This window comes from Actinopolymorpha alba DSM 45243, from assembly GCF_000373925.1.
GTDB classification, from domain to species: domain Bacteria; phylum Actinomycetota; class Actinomycetes; order Propionibacteriales; family Actinopolymorphaceae; genus Actinopolymorpha; species Actinopolymorpha alba.
The window spans coordinates 57,401-79,273 of the sequence record NZ_KB892749.1 but is presented as its reverse complement, the minus strand read 5'-3'; the positions used below and the strand labels follow the sequence as shown (position 1 = coordinate 79,273).

23 protein-coding genes, 1 tRNA gene, 1 pseudogene and 1 riboswitch are annotated in these 21,873 nt (G+C 68.1%); of the genes and pseudogenes, 14 read left to right on the top strand and 11 right to left on the bottom strand.

From position 1 onward, the window contains the following. Nucleotides 1-44: 44 nt before the first annotated feature. Nucleotides 45-203 (bottom strand): DUF5679 domain-containing protein, encoded by a 159-nt coding sequence (locus tag B141_RS50300; protein ID WP_020575848.1) that lies wholly within the window; start codon nucleotides 201-203, stop codon nucleotides 45-47. A 679-nt stretch (nucleotides 204-882) separates the two neighbouring features. Between B141_RS50300 and B141_RS0114225 the strand changes: the two genes are divergently transcribed. The 3 genes from B141_RS0114225 to B141_RS0114215 all read left to right on the top strand — a co-directional run bounded on the left by B141_RS0114225 (nucleotide 883) and on the right by B141_RS0114215 (nucleotide 2,739). Next, nucleotides 883-1,383: a M48 metallopeptidase family protein gene (locus tag B141_RS0114225; RefSeq protein ID WP_020575847.1), complete on the top strand. Its 501-nt coding sequence runs from the start codon at nucleotides 883-885 to the stop codon at nucleotides 1,381-1,383. 376 nt (nucleotides 1,384-1,759) lie between these two features. Further along, the gene (locus tag B141_RS0114220; RefSeq protein WP_020575846.1) at nucleotides 1,760-2,014 is read left to right on the top strand and encodes a hypothetical protein; all 255 of its coding nucleotides are present in this window, start codon (nucleotides 1,760-1,762) and stop codon (nucleotides 2,012-2,014) included. A 104-nt stretch (nucleotides 2,015-2,118) separates the two neighbouring features. Then, the gene (locus B141_RS0114215) at nucleotides 2,119-2,739 is read left to right on the top strand and encodes an STAS domain-containing protein (RefSeq protein WP_020575845.1); all 621 of its coding nucleotides are present in this window, start codon (nucleotides 2,119-2,121) and stop codon (nucleotides 2,737-2,739) included. 38 nt (nucleotides 2,740-2,777) lie between these two features. Here B141_RS0114215 and def read toward each other — a convergent pair whose 3' ends face one another. Beyond that, complete coding sequence (gene def / locus B141_RS0114210) at nucleotides 2,778-3,341, bottom strand: peptide deformylase (RefSeq protein ID WP_020575844.1); 564 nt, start codon at nucleotides 3,339-3,341, stop codon at nucleotides 2,778-2,780. Nucleotides 3,342-3,550: 209 nt separating this feature from the next. On the opposite strand from def, the gene B141_RS0114205 reads away from it, so the two are divergent. Continuing rightward, on the top strand, nucleotides 3,551-3,730 hold the full coding sequence (locus B141_RS0114205) for a hypothetical protein (protein WP_020575843.1): 180 nt from the start codon (nucleotides 3,551-3,553) through the stop codon (nucleotides 3,728-3,730). A gap of 65 nt (nucleotides 3,731-3,795) precedes the next feature. On the opposite strand, the gene B141_RS0114200 is transcribed toward B141_RS0114205, so the two are convergent. After that, nucleotides 3,796-4,338: an NUDIX domain-containing protein gene (locus tag B141_RS0114200; protein ID WP_020575842.1), complete on the bottom strand. Its 543-nt coding sequence runs from the start codon at nucleotides 4,336-4,338 to the stop codon at nucleotides 3,796-3,798. Then, a complete protein-coding gene (locus B141_RS0114195) occupies nucleotides 4,335-5,678 on the bottom strand; it encodes a zinc-dependent metalloprotease (RefSeq protein WP_020575841.1) in 1,344 nt (447 codons plus the stop codon). Before B141_RS0114195 ends, B141_RS0114200 begins: the two co-directional genes overlap by 4 nt. A 223-nt stretch (nucleotides 5,679-5,901) precedes the next feature. Between B141_RS0114195 and B141_RS0114190 the strand changes: the two genes are divergently transcribed. The 5 genes from B141_RS0114190 to B141_RS0114170 all read left to right on the top strand — a co-directional run bounded on the left by B141_RS0114190 (nucleotide 5,902) and on the right by B141_RS0114170 (nucleotide 11,950). Continuing rightward, nucleotides 5,902-6,948, top strand: a complete 1,047-nt coding sequence (locus tag B141_RS0114190; protein ID WP_020575840.1) for an NAD-dependent epimerase/dehydratase family protein — start codon at nucleotides 5,902-5,904, stop codon at nucleotides 6,946-6,948. Next, on the top strand, nucleotides 6,945-7,385 hold the full coding sequence (locus tag B141_RS0114185; protein WP_020575839.1) for a molybdenum cofactor biosynthesis protein MoaE: 441 nt from the start codon (nucleotides 6,945-6,947) through the stop codon (nucleotides 7,383-7,385). Before B141_RS0114190 ends, B141_RS0114185 begins: the two co-directional genes overlap by 4 nt. Nucleotides 7,386-7,575: 190 nt before the next feature. Then, nucleotides 7,576-8,628 carry a YlbL family protein gene (locus B141_RS0114180; RefSeq protein ID WP_020575838.1) on the top strand — a complete coding sequence of 351 codons (1,053 nt, stop codon included), beginning with the start codon at nucleotides 7,576-7,578 and terminating at the stop codon, nucleotides 8,626-8,628. Nucleotides 8,629-8,765: 137 nt separating this feature from the next. Next, entirely contained in the window at nucleotides 8,766-11,783 is a 3,018-nt protein-coding gene (locus tag B141_RS0114175) for a UPF0182 family membrane protein (protein ID WP_020575837.1), read from the top strand. Nucleotides 11,784-11,873: 90 nt separating this feature from the next. Continuing rightward, nucleotides 11,874-11,950, top strand: a tRNA-Met gene (locus tag B141_RS0114170). An 82-nt stretch (nucleotides 11,951-12,032) separates the two neighbouring features. On the opposite strand, the gene B141_RS45610 is transcribed toward B141_RS0114170, so the two are convergent. After that, on the bottom strand, nucleotides 12,033-12,890 hold the full coding sequence (locus B141_RS45610; protein ID WP_020575836.1) for a site-specific integrase: 858 nt from the start codon (nucleotides 12,888-12,890) through the stop codon (nucleotides 12,033-12,035). Between B141_RS45610 and B141_RS47430 the strand changes: the two are divergent. Together B141_RS47430 and B141_RS0114160 are read left to right on the top strand one after the other, a co-directional pair. Continuing rightward, nucleotides 12,837-13,013 (top strand): annotated as a pseudogene (locus B141_RS47430) (IS5/IS1182 family transposase); the annotation flags it as partial. The gene B141_RS45610 and the pseudogene B141_RS47430 sit on opposite strands and share 54 nt — an antisense overlap. A 92-nt stretch (nucleotides 13,014-13,105) precedes the next feature. Further along, nucleotides 13,106-13,879: a hypothetical protein gene (locus tag B141_RS0114160; protein WP_020575835.1), complete on the top strand. Its 774-nt coding sequence runs from the start codon at nucleotides 13,106-13,108 to the stop codon at nucleotides 13,877-13,879. Nucleotides 13,880-14,105: 226 nt separating this feature from the next. Here B141_RS0114160 and B141_RS0114155 read toward each other — a convergent pair whose 3' ends face one another. The 3 genes from B141_RS0114155 to B141_RS40615 all read right to left on the bottom strand — a co-directional run bounded on the left by B141_RS0114155 (nucleotide 14,106) and on the right by B141_RS40615 (nucleotide 16,130). Continuing rightward, complete coding sequence (locus B141_RS0114155) at nucleotides 14,106-14,720, bottom strand: type IV toxin-antitoxin system AbiEi family antitoxin domain-containing protein (RefSeq protein WP_020575834.1); 615 nt, start codon at nucleotides 14,718-14,720, stop codon at nucleotides 14,106-14,108. 313 nt (nucleotides 14,721-15,033) lie between these two features. Further along, a complete protein-coding gene (locus B141_RS0114150; RefSeq protein WP_020575833.1) occupies nucleotides 15,034-15,654 on the bottom strand; it encodes a class I SAM-dependent methyltransferase in 621 nt (206 codons plus the stop codon). Further along, nucleotides 15,651-16,130, bottom strand: a complete 480-nt coding sequence (locus B141_RS40615) for a MarR family winged helix-turn-helix transcriptional regulator (protein WP_020575832.1) — start codon at nucleotides 16,128-16,130, stop codon at nucleotides 15,651-15,653. The genes B141_RS0114150 and B141_RS40615 overlap by 4 nt, the downstream gene beginning before the upstream one ends. A 144-nt stretch (nucleotides 16,131-16,274) precedes the next feature. Between B141_RS40615 and B141_RS0114140 the strand changes: the two genes are divergently transcribed. Next, entirely contained in the window at nucleotides 16,275-16,478 is a 204-nt protein-coding gene (locus B141_RS0114140; RefSeq protein WP_040421256.1) for a hypothetical protein, read from the top strand. 183 nt (nucleotides 16,479-16,661) lie between these two features. Here B141_RS0114140 and B141_RS50295 read toward each other — a convergent pair whose 3' ends face one another. After that, the gene (locus tag B141_RS50295; protein WP_020575830.1) at nucleotides 16,662-17,645 is read right to left on the bottom strand and encodes a M23 family metallopeptidase; all 984 of its coding nucleotides are present in this window, start codon (nucleotides 17,643-17,645) and stop codon (nucleotides 16,662-16,664) included. Nucleotides 17,646-17,651: 6 nt separating this feature from the next. Continuing rightward, nucleotides 17,652-17,797, bottom strand: a riboswitch (cyclic di-AMP (ydaO/yuaA leader). A gap of 596 nt (nucleotides 17,798-18,393) precedes the next feature. Further along, the gene (locus tag B141_RS0114130; RefSeq protein WP_020575829.1) at nucleotides 18,394-18,828 is read right to left on the bottom strand and encodes a CBS domain-containing protein; all 435 of its coding nucleotides are present in this window, start codon (nucleotides 18,826-18,828) and stop codon (nucleotides 18,394-18,396) included. Between the two features lie 202 nt (nucleotides 18,829-19,030). Between B141_RS0114130 and B141_RS40610 the strand changes: the two genes are divergently transcribed. Together B141_RS40610 and B141_RS0114120 are read left to right on the top strand one after the other, a co-directional pair. After that, nucleotides 19,031-19,609: an ArsR/SmtB family transcription factor gene (locus B141_RS40610; protein WP_020575828.1), complete on the top strand. Its 579-nt coding sequence runs from the start codon at nucleotides 19,031-19,033 to the stop codon at nucleotides 19,607-19,609. Beyond that, nucleotides 19,606-20,859 (top strand): MFS transporter, encoded by a 1,254-nt coding sequence (locus tag B141_RS0114120; protein ID WP_020575827.1) that lies wholly within the window; start codon nucleotides 19,606-19,608, stop codon nucleotides 20,857-20,859. The genes B141_RS40610 and B141_RS0114120 overlap by 4 nt, the downstream gene beginning before the upstream one ends. A gap of 46 nt (nucleotides 20,860-20,905) precedes the next feature. Here B141_RS0114120 and B141_RS0114115 read toward each other — a convergent pair whose 3' ends face one another. After that, entirely contained in the window at nucleotides 20,906-21,694 is a 789-nt protein-coding gene (locus B141_RS0114115) for an inositol monophosphatase family protein (protein ID WP_020575826.1), read from the bottom strand. Between the last annotated feature and the right edge of the window lie 179 nt (nucleotides 21,695-21,873).

The following is a 21,873-nucleotide window of genomic DNA, read 5'->3' as shown; positions in this document are numbered from 1 at the left end:
GAGGGGCGGCCGGAGGTGACCGGCCGCCCGACGTTGGTGCGTGCTCAGGCCTTGCCGAGGATCCGGTTGAGGTTGGTGCCGCACTCGGGGCAGGTGGCCTTGGCCATCCGGGTGCCCTTGTCGTTCACCTTGATCTCGCCGGTCGCGTTGCGCTTGGCCTTGCACTTCACGCAGTAGAACTCGCCTGTGTAGGTCTCCGCCATGACGGCCCTCCTCTGTGCTGGGTCGGGGCAGGGCGGACCCGCCCGGGCCGCCCGATCTCGGGTCACCTTATGCCAGCGCTGTCCTCGCCTGGGTGCTCGGCACGCGCATGGCTGATGTCCTGCCCATGGTGCCCACCTTTATACCCGTGCGTGCTGGAAGGACGCGCGAGGCGGACAACCGGGTGCGGCCGTGTCGACCGTACCCCCTCCCGAGGGGATGCGGGGCACCCCGCGCCGGCGGCCATCAGAACCGGCTACGGAGCGTATGTCGAAGCCCCCGAACCGGTGGGTCCGCACGCCTTCCCCATGCGAGCGGACGCTCCGTGTCCGGGGGCTTCCTGATCGTCGAACCTACGAGCCGGCATCCGTCGCGTCAACGTCTTATCCCCGAATGTGGACAAGATTGTGGACGAGCTGTGCAAAGAGTGCCCTCTCGCGGTGGATTTCCTGGGGCAGGTTGTGGGAATGCTGCCGGGCAGAGCCCGAAAAGTCACGATCACGACACATTTCCCCGAGGTGCCAGCCTGTGGAAAAGAGACACCCTTGTGGAAGACGAGAGGCCCCAGTCGGCGCGGGGAGGTAGTTTTCTGGGGTGGCCGCACCGGCACCGAGGCAACGGACTGAGGCGCGCCCGGGCTTACGCACCGCCCAGGCGCGCGAGGAGCCCTGCCAGGTTGAGGTGCGGCGGAGCCAGCGGAGGCGCCGCACGGTCAGCGCCTACCGCGAGGGCGATCGGGTCATCGTCCTCCTTCCCGCCCGGATGAGCAGGGCCGAGGAGCGCCGCTGGGTCGGTGTCATGCTCGACCGGCTCGCCGCGCAGGAACGCCGGCGCAGCCCCAGCGACGGGGAGCTTCTCGACCGGGCCCGCGCCCTGAGCCGCCGCTACCTCGGCGACGGTGTGGAGCCGGCCAGCGTGCGGTGGGTGACCAACCAGGGCATGCGGTGGGGGTCCTGTACGCCGAGCGACGGCAGTGTCCGGCTCTCCACCCGACTGCGTGGCATGCCCGCATGGGTCGTCGATTACGTCCTCGTCCACGAGCTGGCACATCTCGTCGAGGCCGGACACACCCCTCGTTTCTGGTCGTTGGTACGCCGTTATCCACAAGCCGACCGCGCTCGCGGTTACCTCGAAGGGGTCGCGGCCACCGCGCATCTCCCGCTGTCGGAGTGCGAGGACTGACGGCTGACCAGCCCCGTCGACGGGTGAGCCGGCCAGGCGCACTGAACCACGGGTGACCCGACACGCCAGCCAGTATCGACACGCCGGCCGGCCAGGCGGGGCGGGGGCATTTCATCCGCTGGGGGTGTGGTCGATGCCCCGGGCCTCTTCGAACCTGAGCGTGGGTGAGCCGTGCGCGCGGGGAGGTGTCGGTGTGATGCTATGGGTGCCGAGTCTTGTCACAGTCGTGGTGATATGTCTTGCGGTCGCTGTCTTGTGGCGGCGCCGCCGGATCAAGAGCGCACCAGGGATCTTTCGGTGCCGGCTAAGGAGTTCGTCGTGGGGGCTCGAGTCGCTGCCACAGCGCTGGTCGCGGCGCTCCGCGTACGCCTCCTGGGTGCATGACGTTCTGGTGGTCTACCGCGGGGTGGCACTGAGCCGCGTCCTGCTCCTGGCCTGCCGGTTCGCCGAGGACCTCGAGGACGCGCCGGCCAATCTCCGGCATCTGGGGCCATATCCCCTTCTGCTCCGGCTCCGGCTCGACGACGGCGCGATCGTCGAGGTGGCGGCTCCCAGGCGGGAGTGCTCGGAGCTCGTCGGTCCCTACGTCGCGGCCCAACTCCATCCGTCCGAACGCAGATCAGGACGCTGAACGGCGCGCGTGCTGGGTTCGCCCGATCAGGGTGAGGCCGGAGGCCGGCCGGGTCGCGGAGACTCATCAGGGACCTGGAGAACATCACTTTGCTGGGGAGAGCGATGCTTCTCGACGACGTGTACTCGCTGGCGCGCCGGGTGGCGCCGCGCCGGGGGGCATCACCGGAAGCGCCACCACATGGGGCGCCGCCACACGGGGCGCCACCGCACGCCACCGCACCGCGGGGGGTGGGGTCTCGCCTGGTCCGCCGGGCCCGGGACCGGCTGCTGCCAGCCGTTCCGGCGCCCGAGCGGCGACCAGCCTCGATCAGCCGCGACCTCATCTGCTTGCAGCCCACGGGCCGGCTCGACGCGGGCACGGCGGCCACCCTCGTGAGCACCGTGATCGGGTGTGTGACGGCGTGCGACCCGCTTCCGGTCGCTGTCGTACTGGCGCTGGAGGCCACGCCGGAGATCGACGACGCGGGCTGTGAAGCACTCCTCGAACTCCACCACAAACTTCGCGCCAGCGGCCCGCGGTTGTACGTCGGCGCGGTGGAGCGGGCCGTGCTTGACCGGTTGAACCGGTCGGGAGCCCTGAACCACCTGGGTGCGGACGTCGTCCGGCCGAGCCTGCGGACGGCGCTGCTCGCCGCGTACGAACAGCTTTCTGGCCCCGCCGTCGTCACGAGAGGAGTCGTCGCCGCGCTCGAAAACCGCCTCATACCGCTGCCGCTGACCTGACGGGTGGCCGCAGGCGGCGGTGGTGCGGCGGGGGGTCCCTAGCTGCCGGCCGGCCACTCCGGTCCGAACTCGTCGGCGACGTCTTCCGCTTCGGCGAACAACCGGCGCCTGACCCGCTTGGGCAGCCGATCGGCGAACACCGTGCCCTCGAGGTGGTCGGTCTCGTGCTGGAGACAGCGGGCCAGCAGGCCCGTTCCGTGCACCTCGACCGGAGCGCCGAACTGATCGACTCCGCGTACGACGGCCGTGTCGGGACGGGCGCAGAGCACGAAAGCACCGGGGAGCGAAAGGCATCCCTCGTCAGACTCCTCCAGCCGCCGGTCTTGTCCGGTTGGTAGCTCGAGGACCGGGTTGCAGACCACGCCTTCGTGGACAATCTCGTCGGCGTCGGTGCAGCGGAAGACGAACACCCGCAGGTCAACGCCGATCTGGTTGGCGGCCAGGCCCACACCGTCGGCCGCCTCCATGGTCGCCACCATGTCGGCCACGAGGTCGGACAGGTGCTCGTCGAAGGCATCCACGGGCCGGCAGGGATGGTGCATGACGGGCTGGCCCCACCGGGTGATCGGGCGTACGTTGCCTCCGCTGGGCAGGGTGCCCACGGCTTCTCCTTCCGGTCCTGCGTTCTCAGCAGCACCTCACGGTATAGGCATTCACACCGGCCGGTTGTCCGCGGCAAATGTCGTCTGCCGGACGTGTCGTCACCGACAGTGGGGTGGCGCGTAGCAGTGGGTGACTCAGCCGTGGTCTCTCGTGAAATGAACGCCGCTGAGGCGGTCGAGCGGGGACTGGGCCGGTAAGGTTTCGCGGCATGTCGGACATGAACAAGGCCGAAGAGGACCCCAGTGCCAGCACCGTGATGTTCCAGAAGTTCGTCGAGGACGGCAGCGGTGGACCATCCCGTCGGAGTATCCCGCCGCTCGCGCTGGTCGTGGGCGGGATCCTCGTCGTCGCGTTCCTGGTCGTCGTGGTGGTCCTGGCGTTCACCTGAGCATGGGGGCCGGCGCCTGAGCATGGGGCGGGCGAGGACTCCCGGTCAGCCCTCGATGAGCCCCGTCAGCGCCGCACGAGTGCGGCCACCGCGGTCGCGACGCTCTCGGCGACCCCCGAGGCCAGCTCGCCCGGGAGCGCGCTCACCGGAAACCATCGGACGTCGTGCGACTCGTCGCTGACCACCGGGGCAGCGCCCGCGGGTGACGTACCCAGATACTGCACATCCAGATGAGTCTCGGCGCCACAGGGTGAGCGATGGCGGGACAACGCGATCGGCTTCGCGTCGAGGACGAGCTCCGCGAGCCCGGTCTCCTCCCGCGCCTCACGCTCGGCGACCTCCATGAGTGACCGGTCGCCCGGCTCGCAGTGACCTCCGGGCTGCACCCACAGGTTGATCCGCCCGTGCAGCACCAGCAGGGTGTGTCGCCCATCGTGGTCGAGGATGATCATCCCCGCGGTGAGATGCGAGGGGCGACAGCTCCGCCACACTCCGTCGGCATTCTGGGCCAGATACTCGAGGTAGTGCCGCCGCAGAGCTTCCTGGTGGTCGTTCGGTGCTTCCCATGCGGACAAAACCGTCACGGCGTCGGCGTGCAGGCCGCTCACCGTGCAGGTCCGTCGTCGCCGCTCTCCCCAGCTGGCTTGTCGCCGGGCGTGCCGGGCTCATCTGGAGTGCCCGGCGTGCCGGGCTCGCCTGGTAGGTCAAAGCCCAGGTCACCGAGGTCGAGGCTCTCCGGTGCGCCGGCGTGTGCGGCGAAGCCACGTGGGTCGTCGAGGTCGTCACCGGACGGCAACAGGTCTGGGTGCGCCCACAGGGACTCCCGGGCCGTGATGCCGTGCTCCTCCCGGAGTGCGGCCCACAGCGTCGCGGCGTCCCGCATCCGGCGTGGCCGCAGCTCGAGTCCGACCAGCGTCCCGAACGTCTGCTCGGCCGGGCCGCCTTCGGCTCGACGCCGGCGTACCGCCTCGTGGAGCTGGACCGCCGACGGCATGCGCGGCGCGGCCGCGACCGTCACCACGTCGTCGACCCAGCCCTCGACGAGGGCGAGCGCGGTCTCCAGCCGTGCGAGGGCGGCCTTCTGGCGAGGCGTCTCCTCGGGTTCGAACAGGCCACCGCCGAGCGCCTCCTGCAGCGCCTCGGGGTTGGTCATGTCGATCTGACCCACGGCGTCCTCGAGCTTCCTGACGTCCACGTGCATCCCGCGCGCGTAGTCCTCGACCGCCGAGAACAGGTGCGCGGACAACCACGGCGCATGGTGGAAAAGGCGCTGATGGGCGCATTCGCGCAGGACCAGGTAGAGGCGTACGTCCTCGGCGGGGAGGCCGAGACCCTCGCCGAACTTCGCGACGTTCGCCGGAAGCAGGACCGGTTGGCCCGCCGGACCCAGGGGTAGCCCGACGTCGGTGGCGCCGAACACCTCGGTGGCCAGCTGCCCGAGGCCCTGCCCGACCTGAGCACCGAACATCATGCCGCCGACCTGCGTCAGGACACCGGTGAGCGGAGTGCCCATCGGACCGGGCTGCTCCGGCAGTGCCTTCTCCATCGCGCCCACGACGTGGGTGGCGAGGGGTTCGACGAGCTTCTGCCAGGCGGGCAGCGTGCCCTCGAGCCAGTCGCTGCGGTTCCAGGCGAGGGCCGCGCCGGCCGATCCGGCCGGAAGGGTCGTAGCCTCGTCAAGCCAGTGCTCGGCCAGCCGGACGGTCTGGTCGACCGCCGCGCGTTCGGCACCGGTCAACGAAGCGTCGCCGGCTTCGCGAATCGTCTGCCGAGCCGTCTCTTTGGCGAGGTTCCAGTTGATGGGGCCGCCCTGCCACGAGAACATGCTCTGCAGCTGTCCGAAAATCGCGCCGAGGTCGAACCCCGCGAACGGGTTGTCCTGGCCGCCGGGTGGACGCTTCTCGGGCTCGCCGCCCTCGCGTCCGGCGCCGGGCTCGTCGTTGCTCACGGTTGGACCTCCGGCAGGATGAGGGGAAGCTGCGTGCGGATGGTCTCGTGCATGGGGCTTGCCGACCGGCGCGACCCAGCCGTACGAAGCGAGCAGTTCATATCGTCCAACCTAGCCCGGGAGTTTCCCTCTGAACGACGAACCCACCCGTGTTCGTGCCCGGCGCAGCCGACGCACGACGCGTCGCCCTGCGCTTCTGGGCCGCCGCGGCGGAGGTCTCGTTGTGGCCGTCACCGGCGCATCGTCCGGTATCGGGCGCGCTCTCGCCGAACGCCTCGTCGCACTCGACGAGGTGAAGCGGGTCATCGGCGTCGACGAACACCGAGGTGACGTCGACGGAGTGGAGTGGCGGGTCCTTGATGTCCGTGATCCGGCGATCGCCCAGCGCATCGCGAGGTGTGACGTCGTCGTCCACCTCGACGTTGAGGTCTCACCCGACTCCGACCCGCGCCAGCGCAGCGAACGCAATGTCAGGGGCGCGCAGACGGTCCTGACCGCGGCGGCGGCCGCCGGCGTACCCCGGGTCGTGGTGTGTACGAGTGCCATGGTCTACGGCGCCTTCCCCGACAACCCCGTCCCGCTCGAGGACGACGGGCCGCTGCGGGCGCGCCCGGAAGGGGTCGTCGCGGATCTGCTGGAGATCGAGTGGCTCGCGCGCCGGGCACCCAAGACGCATCCCGGGCTTTCGGTCACCGTCGTACGCCCGTCGATGCTGGTCGGCCCGGGCATCGACACGTTCCTGACCCGGCACTTCGAGGCGGCCCGCCTGCTGGTCATCCGGGGCAGCCGGCCCAGCTGGCAGTTCTGCCACGTCGATGACCTGGTGAGTGCGCTGGAGTACGCGGTGCTCGGTCGTGTCGAGGGGCCGGTCACGGTGGGCTGTGAAGGGTTCCTCGAGCAGGACGAGATCGAGACGTTGTTCGGCCTGCCGCGCCTCGAGCTTCCCGAGAGCCTGGCGCTGGGGGCGGCGGAGCGACTTCACCGGTTGGGTCTCACACCCGCGCCGGCCAGTGACCTCGCCTATGTCAGTCACCCGTGGGTAGTGTCGTCGGCGAAACTCACCGCGGCCGGCTGGCGGCCGACGTACGACAATGCCACCGCGTGTGAGGTTCTGGCCACCGAAGTCGCTGGGCGGCACGCGGCCTTCGGGCGGCGGATCGGCCGCCGGGAGACGGCGACCCTCGGTGCGGCCGGGGCCACCGTGGCGTTGCTGGGCACGGCGGCCGTGGTCCGCCGGGCTCGCCGTAGGAGAACGCGAGGGGGAACGTGACCGACATCTCGGTTGAACAGGCGGTGCGACTACTCGCCATCCGGGACACGCCGTTGTCCGTGGACGAGGTGCTCGCGGCGATCGCCGACCCGCGCATTGGCGGGACCTGCGTGTTCGTCGGTACGGTCCGCGATCACGATGCCGGGCGCGGCGTCAACGAGCTGGGGTACGACGCGCATCCGAACGCGCTCAAGGAGCTGCGCCGGGTGGCCGAAGGTGTGGTCGCGGCCCACCCCGGGTCGGTCGTCGCGGCGGTGCACCGGGTCGGAGACCTCTCGGTGGGTGAGATCGCCGTCGTCGTGGGGGCCGCGGCCCCGCACCGGGCGGAGGCGTTCGCCGCCTGCCGGCAGCTGATCGACGACCTCAAGGCCGAGGTTCCGCTGTGGAAGCATCAGAGGTTCGCCGACGGGTCCGCGGAGTGGGTCGGCGCCGAGTGAGCGGAGTGGCCGGCGCCGCGAGCTAACGAGAGCGCAGACCGCGGGCGACGACCGTAATGATCACGTATACGTGGTCATTGCGTGCCTCGCACGGCATCGGCACCATGCGAGGCACCTAATGACCACGTATACGTGATCATTTTGGCGGCCCACGCAGGGGCTTCCCGGTCACGTCACCTACTCTGGCCACATGTCCCGCCGTGCCGCGACGATGGCCCTGACCGCCGTCCTGCTTGTCGCTCTCGTCGCGATTGCCTGGCTGGTTCCGGTTCCGTACGTCGCGATGAGCCCGGGGCCGACTGAGAACACCCTCGGCACGGTTGACGGAAAGCCGATCATCCGGATCGCCGGTCACAAGACCTACCCCACGGACGGCCGGCTCGACCTCACCACGGTGGCGGTCACGAGTCCTGACCAGAGCTTGGACCTCATCGGGGTGATCTCCGGGTGGCTCGACCCGACCGTGGCGGTGGTCCCGCGCGACTACGTCTATCCGCCCAACCAGACTGCCCAGCAGGTTGAGCAGCAGAACGCCGAGGACATGCAGAACTCCCAGGAGACGGCGATCGCGGCCGGGCTCCGCGAGGTCGGCGTGAAGGTGCCATCCGCGGTGGTGGTGCAGTCGGTGGTCAAGGGTGCCCCCGCGGTCGGCAAGCTCAGGGCGGGCGACGTGATCATGTCGGTGGACGGCCAGGCGGTGTCCAACCGGGATCAGGTCGTCGAGCTCGTCCGTAAGCACCGGCCGGGCAGCGCGGTTCGGTTCGACGTACGCCGCGACGGCAAGCCGCTCGAGGTCAGCGTCACCGCGGCGAAAGCACCGGACGACCCCAACCGTGCGTTCGTCGGGATCGGGCCACGGGACGGGTTCGAGTTCCCGTTCAAGGTGACGGTCAACCTCGGCCAGGACATCGGCGGCCCCAGTGCGGGCACGATGTTCGCGCTGGCGATCGTCGACAAGTTGACGCCGGGCAGCCTCACTGACGGCAAGCACATCGCCGGTACGGGCGAGATCACGGCTGACGGCAAGGTCGGCCCGATCGGTGGGATCCAGCAGAAGATCGCGGGGGCGAAGAAGGACGGCGCGACGACGTTCCTCGTTCCGGCCGACAACTGCCCGGCGGCCGCCGGCGCGGACGTCTCAGGCATCCGGTTGGTGAAGATCGCCACGCTGAAGGACGCGGTCCACGCGCTCGAGATCCTGGCCAAGGACGCCGACGCGAAGGTCCCGAGCTGCGTGGGTTGACCCACGGTGTGTAGCCATCGCCGTTCCCGGGGTAAAGGTGGGAACTCGCAAAGGCTTCGCTAAGTTGCCCCTTTAACGACGGGTTGCCCCACGCCGCAGCCCGGACTTACCCATGGACCTGCGAGGAGCGTGCATCAGTGAGCAGCTATTCGGCCCCGCGCGATCCGTTCCGGCGCGGGTTCAGAGGGGGCAACGTCCGCAGCCGCGCGTTGGTTCCGACGCTGATCGTGCTCGTGGTGCTGGTGGGGTTACTCGCTGTCTTCACCAACTTCTGGACCGAGCGTCTGTGGTTCGTCTCCGTCGACTACTCCAAGGTCTTCACGACCACGCTCCTCACCCGCATCGGGATGTTCGCGGTCTTCGGGGCCGTGCTCGGTCTGGTGGTCTTCGCCAACCTCGCGCTCGCCTACCGGCTGCGACCTCGCTACCGCGCGATCTCCAGCGAGCAGCAGACGCTCGACCGCTACCGCGACGTCGTCGACCCGCACCGGATCCTCATCGCTGGCGTGGTGTCCGGCGTACTCGCCCTGGTCGCGGGTTCGAGTGCCTCGTCGCGCTGGCAGACGTTCCTGGAATGGCGCAACGCCACGCCCTTCGGCACCCAGGACCCGCAGTTCGGAAACGACGTGGCGTTCTACGTCTTCGGCTATCCGTGGTACCGCTTCCTCATCGGCTACGGGTTCGCGGTGATCCTCCTGTCGCTCGTCGCCGCTCTCGTCGCGCATTACCTGTACGGCGGAATCCGGCTGCAGACGCAGGGCCAGAAGGCTTCGGCCGCGGCGCAGGCGCACATCTCGGTGCTGCTCGGCCTGTTCGTGCTGCTCAAGGCGGTCGCGTACTGGTTCGACAGGTACGGCCTGGTGGTCGGCGCCCACCAGATGTCCAACCAGAGTTTCACCGGCATCACCTACACCGACGCGCATGCCGTCCTACCCGCCAAGACCATCTTGACGATCATCGCCGCCATCTGCGCGGTGCTGTTCTTCGCCAATGTCGTACGCCGCACCTGGCTGCTGCCCGGGCTCGGGCTCGGGTTGCTCGTGCTGTCGGCGGTCCTGCTCGGATGGGCGTGGCCGGCCATCGTCCAGCAGGTGCAGGTGCGCCCGAACGAGCCGGTCCGCGAGTCGGCGTACATCCAGCGGAACATCGACGCGACGCGGGAGGCGTTCGGAGTCGCCGACGCGGAGGTGAATCCGTACAAAGCGGAGACCGACACGAGCGAGGGTCAGCTGGCTGACGACGCCGAAACGCTGCCGGGCGTGCGCCTGATCGACCCGGCCATCGTGGGGGAGACGTTCGAGCAGCAGCAACAGGTGCGTGGCTTCTATTCTTTCGCCAAGCCGTCGCTCGACGTCGACCGTTACCCGGTCGACGGCAAGGTACGCGACGCCGTGGTCGCGGTACGTGAGGTCAACCTCGACGGTGTGCCCGCGGACCAGCGCAACTGGAACAACGACCACACCGTCTACACCCACGGCTACGGCATGGTCGCGGCCTACGGCAACCGGCGAACCAGCGAGGGCAGCCCCGAATGGATCCAGGGCGGCATCCCGTCGCAGGGAGAGCTCGGGAAGTACGAACCCCGCATCTACTTCGGTGAGTTCTCCCCGCCGTACTCCATCGTCGGCGCGCCCAAGGGCACCCCGCCGGTCGAGCTCGACGTCCCCGGTGCGAGCGGTGACGCCAAGTCCACCAACACCTATGAGGGCAAGGGCGGCGTGCCGGTGGGCTCCTTCGTCAACCGCTCGCTGTATGCCGCGAAGTTCCAGGACTTCAACATCCTGCTGAACCAGTCGCGGATCAACTCCGAGTCCAAGATTCTCTACGACCGCAACCCTCGCGAGCGGGTCCAGAAGGTCGCACCCTGGCTCACCCTCGACTCCGATCCCTACCCCGCGGTGGTGGACGGCCGGGTCGTCTGGATCGTCGATGGCTACACGATGTCTGACAACTACCCGTTGGCGCAGCGGACTCTGCTCAACGACGCCACGTCCACCTCGCTGACGCCGGAGCCGGCGATCGTCGGGCAGCCGAGCGAACGCCTCAACTACATCCGCAACTCCGTCAAGGCGACGGTCGACGGCTATGACGGGACGGTCTCGTTGTACGCCTGGGACGAGACTGACCCGCTTCTGCGTACCTGGATGAAGGCGTTCCCCGGCACCGTGCAGCCGAAGTCGAAGATGCCCGACGCGTTGATCGACCACGTGCGCTACCCCGGTGACCTGATGAAGATCCAGCGGGAGGTGCTCGCTCAGTACCACGTCACTGAGGCGGGCGCGTTCTACCAGGGCACCGAGCGGTGGCGGGTGCCGGCGGACCCGACCCGTGAGACCCAGACGAAGCAGCCGGCCTACTACCTGTCGGTGCGGATGCCGGGACAGTCGGAGCCGGAGTTCTCGCTGACGTCGACGTACATCTACTTCAACCGCGAGAACCTCGCCGCCTTCGTTGCCGTCAACGCCGACGCGCGCTCGAAGGACTACGGCAAGATCCGCGTCCTGCAGTTGGACGACAAGACGCAGATCGACGGGCCGAGCCAGATCGCGAACAAGCTCGAGTCCGACACCAGGGTCGCCGACGCGATGCTGCCGCTGAACCGCGGCGAGAGCCGTTCGGTCAAGGGCAATCTGCTGACGCTCCCGGTGGGTGGCGGTTTGCTGTACGTCCAGCCTGTGTACGTACAGCGAGGTTCCGGCGACGCATCGTACCCACTTCTCCGGCTGGTGCTCGCGTCGTTCGGTGGCGGCATCGGTGTCGGTCCGACGCTCCAGGACGCGCTCAACATGGTCTTCGAGGGCAACGCGGGTGCCACGACCGGTGAGGGCCCCGGCGACGGCCAGGAACAGCCTCCGCCGGGCGACGGTGGCCCGGACAAGCCGAAGGCGCCGTCCCAGACCATGGCCCAGGCGTTGGCGGAGGCCGGCAAGGCGTTCGACGAGGCGCAGGCGGCTCTGAAGAAGGGCGACCTCAAGGGGTACGCCGACGCGGTTGCTCGGGCGCAGGATGCCGTCAACAGGGCAGTTCGGGCGCAGGCGCAGGTCGGTCAGGGACAGGACGGCAAGGGCGCCACGCCGACGCCGACACCCGGCCCGACCTCGACGCCGGGTCCCGCCCCGCGGTCGGCGTCCGCGCCGGATCAGCCTTCTGGATAGCTCTGACCGCCGCCGCGCCCGTATGTCGGTTCCGTAGTGAGGGGGCCGATTTGCGGCTGGCGGCTCGGACCCGTACTCTTAGGGGGTCGGCGCGGGGTGGAGCAGTTCGGTAGCTCGCTGGGCTCATAACCCAGAGGTCGCAGGTTCAAATCCTGCCCCCGCTACCAGGGAAGGCCCGGACCATCTGGTCCGGGCCTTCGTCTTGCTAGGTGAGGCTTGACCCGCGGTCTTGTGCTGTAGCTGGTGCTGCTAGCGCAACGGTCGAGCGGCGCCCAGTAGCGGTTGGTCAGGCAGATCTTCACCCGAATTGATGCGATCAGTACCCAGGTCCGTACCCACGGCCGTTCCAGGGGGCCAGTCGCCGCGGGCCGCGCGCTCGATCAGCTCGCCCATCGCCTGTGCCATGTCCCGGTCCGTACCCGTTGACTTGTGGGTGTAGATCTTCGCTGTCACCGCGACATCCGCGTGTCCGATCCGCTCGCTGAGCGTCTTCACGTTGTGGCCGGCGTCCTGGGAGATGGTGGCGTAGGTGTGCCGTACGTCGTGCAGCCGGATGAGAGGCACGCCGGCCTTGTCCACCAGACGATTGAACCGCGCTGTGATGGTGTCGGGGTGGAGCGGACGGCCCTCCGGCCCGACCATCAGGTAGTCGTGGTTCGGGTAGCTCTTGCCGAACGCCTCCCGCTCCTCGTCCATTCGGTCGATGTAGCTACGCAGGTGGCGAACCGTGAAACTGTCGAGCGAGATCTTCCGCTGACTCGATTCGGACTTGCCGTCTGAAGCCTGTGCCTTTCCGGCGACCACAACCCGCGTGTCTTCGATCGTCAGAGTTCCGCTGTCCAGATCGACCATGCTTCGCTCGACACCGGCGAGTTCGGAACGTCGCATTCCGGTAGTTGCCGCGAGCACCCACATGCCGCTGTAGCGATCCTGGAACGCGACGCGGAGCGCGTGCGAGGGCCGGGTGTCGGGAAGGCCATCGTGCGGGATGTATGGCTCAAGCTCGGCCCACCGATCGGCGCAGCGGAAGACGGTCGAGCCGTTCCAGCGAATATCGACGTTGGTGCGCGGCCGGACTACCACCCGGACCATCCGCTGGGCTGCCACCGCCCACGCATCAGCGACCGGATCGTCTTCGACAAGATGCTGCAGCTCCTGCGGTTCGGCTGCTTCTACGAAGCCATAACCGACACGACCTGCTCGGCCACCAGAACGACAAGAGCCCAGTGGCGGGAGACTGCCACGCCGGGATCTTGGGGAGCCCGGGGGTGAGATCCCCTCGGGCTACCCGACTGTCAGTGGCGGGTCGTAACGTGCGGCCCATGGTGATCAGTGATGAGACAATCACACGGCTGGAGACCGCAGCGACCACAGGCGATGCCCGGGCAGCACGGGAGCTGGGGCGGCTACTGAGTCTGACGGCGACAAACCCCCTGGACCACTCCCTGGAAGAAGAGGGCCCGACCTGGCCTGAAGAGCGCTGGCTGCGCGCTGCGTTGAAGGCATACCCCGATGACGTCGAGACCTTGATCCTGCTGACCGGGCGTCTGGCTCAGCAGGTCTCCCACGGGGAGAACGGGCTGGAGCTGAACCCTGACGGTGTGGGGGACCGCGGAGAGGATGAGGGCCCAGTCGAGCGGATACGGGCTGAGGCGCGGGAGCTATTCGCCCAGATAGGTGCGGCCGGCCCCGGTGGTGATGCCAAGGCCGGACTGCAAGAGTTGGCCATCCGGCTCGGGGTGAGCGAAAAGCCTCCTGTGCAGAACGCGTACAGCTTCTACCTGCTGAAGGATGAGGCGGGTAGTGGGTCCATGCTGTACCTCGTGAGCATCGTCGCGTCTGACCCTGACGAGATCCGCTGGGCCTGCGACGCGTGGCTGAGGCTGTCCGTGGGTGGATTCGACGAATCGCCCGTCCTGGTCACGTACGTGGACGGCGCTGTGGTGAGCTCCATCGACCTCGGCCCATATCTGACAGACCACGCGGTGGACTGGAGCGCCGTTGCCGTCCCCGAGCTAACCGGTACGCGGCTGCCTGCGGGGCTGCCCGTCCCGGGCCGCGGCCTCTGCTACGGCTTCTCGATGAGCGTCGACTAAAGCCTGACGATCCGGCGACCACCTCAACCAAGGAAACCCTAACGGACCTGCCGCTCGGTGAGCCTGAGGACGGCGCGCCAGTTCCCTGAGTCAACCTCACCCTGCTGGGGAGTGGCGGCATCATGATCGGGTGAGCAGAGATCTCGACGCATCGGTGGCCACTTAGCTGGTGTCTGGTGCCGTCGGTTTCAACCTGAGTCAGCTGTGTGTGGGAGTGGATTGACCATCAGGCGAGCACCGCTTCGACGGCTGACCGGATGACGGCGAGGGCGTGCAGTTCGCGCGCGATGCGTTGGAGACTCCCGACCCCGTCGGGCCCACTGGTTCGCAGGTAACGGCCGAGCGCAGCCAGGGCTAGTGTCTGGCCGATGCGGTTGCGGTGGCGCATGGCATCGACCACGCTCCGGGCTGCGTCGTAGACCGGTACGAACTCCCCTGGCGCAGCCTCGTACTGCTCGATGTTGAGGTCGAAGGTCTTGGTCGCGTACTGCGCGACGACGATGGGCGGGTAGGAGATCGCCGGACGGCGGGTGCCACGCGGTACGGCGATGTGTACGGCAGCTGGTATGTCGTCGATCAGATCGTGAAGCGCGAGGGCGGACTCGCAGCAGACGACTGCGTGGGATGCTCGTGTGTGTACAGCGAGCAGATCGAGGTGTGCAGTCTCGGGGGCGTCTGACCGCCGGTAGACACCGCGCGAGAGCTCAGCCGCGGCCCCTTCGCTGACCAGCGTCGCCAGATCCCGTGACGACAGGCCGGCCTGGCGCGCCTGCGCCGTGGTGAAAGTGGGCGACAGGTTCGCCAGCCGTTGGCGTGCGCGAGGCGGATCCACGGGCGTCATGTATCAAATCATACCCTGCGAGGATGTCGAGGGGTGCGATTTGATGCACGCTTCGGACCTCCGCCTCAAGAACCGATCAGGAGGCTGCGGGATCTTGGCGTAGACGCTGGCGGCGCTGACTCCGGGGTCTGCTTGCTGCGCGGCCTACTTCGCGGGGTCATCTGCCTGTGACTAGGTGAAACATCGGTCTGACCAGCGGGAATGGATGCCACGTAATGGGGCCCCAGAGGTCGCAGGTTCAAATCCTGCCCCCGCCACCAAGGCGAAACGCCCCCGGAGGGTTTACCTCCGGGGGCGTTTCGCGTGTGGCGTGTCAGCGTGGCTTTCGGGCGTGGACGCGCTCGAAAGCGCCCATGGTGAGGCGCTCGGTCTCCTCGATGGTCACGCCGAGCCTTCGCAGGGTGGTGACGGGACGTCGGGTGTAGTGCTCGCCCTGCAGGGGGACGCTCACCAGGTCCACGGCGTGCTGAAGGGCGCGTAGTGGCCAGAAGGACGCGGCGACGTGGTCGGCCAGCAGCAGGTGTCCTCCAGGCCGCAGTACGCGGAGCGCCTCGATGAGGGTGGCGCGTTCGTCGGGGACGCAGCACAGGGAGAAGGTGCTGACGACGGTGTCGAACGTCGCCGCGGGGAATGGCAGGGCGCTCGCGTCGGCCTGGTGGAGTGTGACGGCCCGGTGGACCTGGGTTGCCTGCCGGTGTGCGGCGCGGAGCATGGCAGGGCTCCAGTCGATGCCGGTCACGTCGACCGCATCGGGGTAGTAGCGGAGGTTGGCGCCGGTGCCGATGGCGATCTCGAGAGTGGTGCCGCGGGCCCGGCCGCAGACCCAGCGGCGGCTGTCGGCTAAGTATCGGCGTTCGGCTGCGGCCAGCCTGCTGTCGTAGGTGGCTGCTTGCCGGTCCCAGTAACCGACGAGTGCTCTGGATGACCGGGTCATGGCGCGGAGACTTGCGGTGTGTGGGCGCCGTGAAGTGGGGCGGCGTTGAGAACCTGAGCGAGAGCGGCCTTGACGTCCTGGAGGCGGTCGGGTCCGACAACGGCACCCCAACGGGCTTCCATGTCGGCGAAGAACGTGGTGGCGATCTCGGCGGCCTGGGTCCCACGGTCGGCGTAGACGACGACACGGCCCCGGCCATCGTTCGGGTCAGGGACACGTCGCACGTAGTCGTGGCGTTCCAGATAGCCCAGGAGTTCGCTCATCGCCTGTGGGGTCATCCCCGCCCGGCGGGCCAACGTGGTGGGCCGGGTGCCATCGCAGTCCATGAACCGGAACACGTTCAGGCAGTGGGTGGGTCGCAGGTCCTGGTGTCCGGACTCGACGAGGTGGCGGTAGAGCTCTTCAAAGATCAGGTTGATCGCCTGGCCGACGAGCTGGGGCAGGAACAGTTGCGGATTTGTAGGTTCTTCGGACACCTTATAACCTCACCTTCTAAGGTTCCTTGATTACTCCCACCTTAGCTGAAGGAGGCGCGAATGCCCCAGCCGAAGCCTGCTACCCGACCGGCGCGGGACCCGGCCAGGACGTCACCTGCGCCATCTGTGAGATGGCGTAAGGCCGTGAGGATTGTCCTGGGGGTGGTCCTGACCCTGCTGGGCTTGCTGTGGATTCTTCAGGGGGCCGATGTCGTACGGATAAGGCCCATCCTGTGTGTCGCCGACTGTCAACCCATCACCGATGGATCGCTCGGCTGGCTGGCGGTCGGCGTGGTCACCCTGGCTCTTGGGCTCAGAGTGGTGGGTGTGCTGCGTCGGCGCCGTTAGTGGCGTCGCTCATCTCGCCGGTGTGGCGGACTGTGTACGCGATCCATGAAGAGACGGGCGGGCCGGCCAGGGACTGGCGGCCCGCCCGTCGTGGGGGTGGCGGAGGGAACGTCGTTGGCGCCTGGCCGACGCCGACGCCGGCGCCGGCGCAGGGCCGACGTCGGCGTCAGGCGGAACGCCGGCTCAGGGGTTGAGGCCTTTGCCCTTCAGCCAGGCGAACGGGTCGATCGCGTCGGAGAGCCCGCCGCCGTGAGGGCGAACCTCAAGGTGCAGGTGCGGGCCGGTGACGTTGCCCGTTGCGCCGACGTAGCCGATCACCGTACCGGCCTTGACGCTGCCGGAGGTCTTGGCGAACCGGGACATGTGGCCGTACAACGTGACCGTCCCGTCAGAGTGCCGGACCTGGATGTGGTTGCCGTACGCGCCGCCCTGGTCGGCCGAGATGATCTGACCGTCGCCGACAGCGCGGATGGGCGTCCCGGTCGGTGCGGCGAAGTCCAGACCGTGGTGGGTCGACCCCCAGTTGTTGCCGCTCTGCCCGAACCTCGCGGTCAGGTGGTACGACTGCACCGGCAGCACCCAGCTCCCGGACTTCGTCTGCGACGACGACTGGGAGCTGGACTTCTGGGAGCTGGAGTTCTGGTTGCTGGACTTCTGCGAGTCCGACTTGGACTCGGACTTCCTGGACTTCTTGGACTCGGACTTCTGGGCGGCCGGCTTGTTCGCCGACCGGTGACGGGCCGACTTGTCGCCCTTGTCACCAGCCTTCGAGTGAACCGCCGGACCGGAAAGCCGGAGCGTGTCGTTCGGGAAGATCAGGTTGGGATTGTCGCCGACGGTGGCGCGGTTGATCTTCCACAAGGCGCGCCAACCGCCGTTGACGTTGTGCGCGGCGGCGATCGTGGACAATGTGTCGCCCGAAACGATGACGTAGGTGCCAGACTCCGCGAGTTGCCGTGCCGCGTAACCCGTGGTCGTTTTCGCCTGCTCCGCGCGAGCGATCTGAGCGAAATGACCCGAGTTGTCGACCGTCGCGGCGTGCGCTGGTCCTGAAAGTCCGACAACCGGAACCGCCGCGGCGAATCCCATTATCGCGGCTGACTTGGTGACATTCTCCGCGGTCTTACGGTGGCGGCTCTTGCCGCGATGTTTCCCCTTGTAGGGCATACTGATCCATTCCCTCTCATCGCCCGCGGAGTTAGCTGTCGGGTTCGGGCGAGAGGAATGCCCGGCCACCAAAGGTGGCTTCACCCCAAGGACCACGTGGTGGGCCTCAATGGGTCCTCCGTCTCCGCCCTGGTGATGAACGTGGGACATACGACGCCGCCGGGCGGAGTTCGGCGATGCGGGTCGCAACCGGGCCGGGTTCGGCCCTATCGGTCAGGGCCAGTCCTAACAGAGGATTATCGGCACTTTCCACAGGCGCAGAAGGCGGCAATTACGATGCGACGTCGTAGTGGTGGAAAATGTCAACATCGCGAGAACGCCGTAACTGATCAACGTACAGGTGGAATTGTCCGGACACGCACGGCAAGAGAACCTGCTCGGACCTCTTCATTCAGGCCGTGATGGAGGGCTCTCGCATAGGCGATGAAAGGGAAATATCCGAGAGGTCACGTTCGCAGAATGAACGAAGCAGCGCATTACTATGATCCGTAGGAATCGAGGGCTGATATGTGACGCAGATCACAGCGCCTTCGAGATCATGGAAATGCGCGGCCCAGTCTCCCAGACCTCGTTGATCGCGCAATTCCGCTGCGACCGAATGGGGCGCCGACGGATCCCGGTACCGTGGACTTGCCCGAAGGATCGACACTCATCCACACGGAGAAGCATCGGACAAAGTCGCGGACGCACTCGCGGCGGCGGGTCGTCTCACGGGCTGGACTACTGGCGGTCTGGTTCCCGATCGCCGTCAGCGAGTCTGTGCGATGTACTTCTCGAGTTCCTCGCGTTCGAACTCCAGTTCGCCGATTCGCGTCTTCACCACGTCGCCGATGCTCACAAGCCCGGCGATCTTCCCGTCGACGAGCACCGGGACGTGACGGATCCGGCGTTCGGTCATGAGTCGCATGAGTTCGTCGACCGTGTCCGCGGGGGTGCAGGTGTGTACCTGCTCGGTCATGATCGATGACACCGGCCCCTCGAGGATCTCGATACCCGAGGTGGTGAGGTGCCGCACGATGTCGCGTTCGGAGACGATCCCCTCGATGGTGGACCGGTCGGTGCTGACCACCGCGGCGCCGATGTTGTGTTCGGCCAGCACCCGGAGAAGTTGGCGGACCAGAGTCCCTGGTGTCACGGTCACCACTTGGGCGCCCTTGCCGCGAATGACGTCATTGATCCGCATCGCCGGCTCCTTTCTCCGCCGGTGCGGCCAGCACCGGCCACCTTTCCGTGTTGCAGGCTAGCCCGCGAAGGGTGCGCGGAGGAATCCCTCCCGTACAGATTGTGAGGACTTTCTGAGACTGCCGGGCGCGGCGCCTGTCGCACGCGAGGACCCCCAAAGAACCGCTTGACGGTTGCGCGCCTGGATCCGCATACTCTCCAACATGTCTTTGGAGGTTGCCGGGCTCCGGGCCCTCGCCCATCCCACCCGCCTGCGGATCTTGTCGCTCCTCACCGGCACGGCGATGTCGGCCGCGGAGATCGCGCGCGAGCTCGACATCACCCAGGCCAACGCGTCGTACCACGTCCGGACCTTGGCGGCCGCCAGCTATCTCGTCGAGGTCGGGGAGGAGAACATCCGCGGAGGCGTGGCCAAGCGGTACGCGTACGTACTCCCTGAGCGGAAGGGATCGCAGGCGCGCCGCTCCGAGCCGGAGGTGATGGAAGAGGCGCAGGTCCTCGTCTATCAGGCGATGGCCGAGGAACTCATTCGCCGGGCCCGGCAGGCCGTGCCGGCACAGCCGCAGCACTGGACGGACGCGGAGCTGTGGGTGGACCAGGAGGACTGGGATCACGCCATGCGGTTGGTGAGGGAGGCATCGGACGTACTCCACCGGCGGGCCCATCCACCCCGCACAGACGGCACGATCCACGTCAGCGCCACCGCGGCACTTTTCCGGATGCGGGACGAACCACGCAGCACAGACCAGGCGAACCGATCTGACCGCGGGGAGGAGGCGTGATCGGCAAGGAAGCGTTGGCGCCGCTGCGCCATCGGGGCTTCCGTGCCTTCCTGGGCGCGAGGTTCACCTCATTGCTCGGGAACGCGATCGCGCCCATCGCGGTGGCGTTCGCGGTCCTCGACCTCACCAACTCCGCGTCCGCGCTGGGGATGGTGCTCGCCGCGCGGATGATCCCGACGACCGTGCTCATGCTGTTTGGTGGCGTGATCGCGGACCGGCTGCCACGGCACATCGTTCTCGTCACGGCGAACGTGGTGTGCTTCGCGACCCAGGCGGCCGCCGCCGGTCTCCTGCTGAGCGGACACGCGAAGCTCTGGCAGATCGTGGTGATCGAGGTGCTCAACGGCGCCGCCGCGGCGTTCACGTTCCCGGCCATGCAGGGGCTGATGCCGCACCTCGTCCCGCGCGACCAGCTACAGCAGGCCAACGCGCTGAGCGGTCTGGTGCGAAGCGGCACCGCGATCGGTGGCGCCTCCCTTGGCGGCGTGATTGTGGGATTCCTGGGTTCGGGATGGGGCCTTGCCGTCGACGCGGCGAGTTTCGGGATCGCGGCGCTGTTCCTCATCAGGCTCAGGATCCCGCCGGCCGAACACGTCGCCGGTGGCTCGGTTGCTCACGACCTGCGGGTCGGGTGGCGGGAGTTCGTCTCCCGGCGCTGGGTCTGGGTGATCGTCGCCGCCTTCGGGATCATGAACGCGATCCTGGCCGGTGGCTGGAGCACGCTCGGACCCGTGGTGGCTGACGGCTCGTTCGGGCGTATGGCGTGGGGCGTCGTCCTTTCCTGCCAGTCCGCCGGGACCGTCCTCGGAATGCTTGTGCTCCTACGCTTCCGGCCCCGCCATCCGCTCCGGCTCGGCATGATCGGCATGCTCGCTGAGGCGCCGATGTTGCTCGTCCTCGGGATCGATCCGGAGGTGGTCGTGCTGGCCAGCGCCGCGCTGGCGGCGGGGGTGGGCGGTGCGATGTTCGGGATCGCGTGGGAGACGTCCCTCCAGCAGCACGTCCCGCACGACAAGCTGTCGCGGGTCTCGTCGTACGACGCGCTCGGCTCGTGGGTCGCGATGCCGGTGGGCCAGCTCCTGGCGGGACCACTCGCGGCGGCGTTCGGCGTCGAGCAGGTGATCGTCGTGGGCGCGGTGATCTACGCGGGGGTCGCGGCACTCACGCTGGTCGATCCATCGGTGCGCGGTCTCACCCGGGCCGACCAGGCCGACAGGAGCGAACCCGCCGAGGCCGGAGTCCCGACCTGACCTGCCCACCACGGAGGGCGCGGGCGGCGATCAGCGCGAACGCCGATCAGTCGTCGCCGATCAGCGAGAGCACCTCGTCGTGCAGGAGTCCGTTGGTGGCAAGGGCGTTCCCGCCGTACGGTCCCGGCGTACCCTCCAGCGACGTGAAGCGGCCGCCCGCCTCCTCGACGATGACCGCGAGCGCCGCCATGTCGTGCAGGTTGAGCTCCGGCTCGGTCGCGATGTCGACGGAGCCCTCGGCGAGCAGCATGTACGACCAGAAGTCGCCGAACCCGCGAGTCCGGCCGCACCGCTCGAGCAACTGGCCGAAGCCCCCGCCCCGGCCGGTCTTCACCCAGCCGCCCGGGCTGGAGTACGACAGGAACGCGTCCGGCAGTGAGGAGACCTTCGAGACCTCACACAGCTGCGCCGACCGGAGGCTGCGTCCGGCGTAGGTGCCGTCACCCTTCGAGGCCCACCAGCGCCGCCCGAGCGCCGGTGCCGACACGACACCCACGACCACCTCATCCTCGACCGCGAGCGCGATGAGAGTGGCCCAGACGGGTACGCCGCGGACGTAGTTCTTCGTGCCGTCGATCGGGTCGATGATCCAGCGCCTGGGTCCCCAGCCGGTCTTGCCGAGCTCCTCGCCCTCGATGGCATCGCGCGGCCGAGCCCGCCCGAGGGTGCGGTGGACAGCTTCCTCGACCGCGGTGTCGGCGTCGGTCACGGGCGACTCGTCGGGCTTGGTGGACACCCGCAGATCCTGCGCCCGGAACCGGCTCATGGTGAGCGAATCGGCGTCGTCGGCCAGGAGATGCGCGAGCCGCAGATCGTCGGTGTACGTCGAGGACATGTGCCCAACGCTAGTGGTCGGGGACACGGGCGGGCGGTCGACCCGCTGGATCGAACCGATCGTGCCGGTCAGCCGTATGGGTATGAGACCGGTCAAAACTCGGGCGAGCGGGATCCGAGGCGACGGGGCCGAGGGTCGGGTGGGGAGCGGGCTCGTGGTCTTCCAAAGCCGGTGCCGGC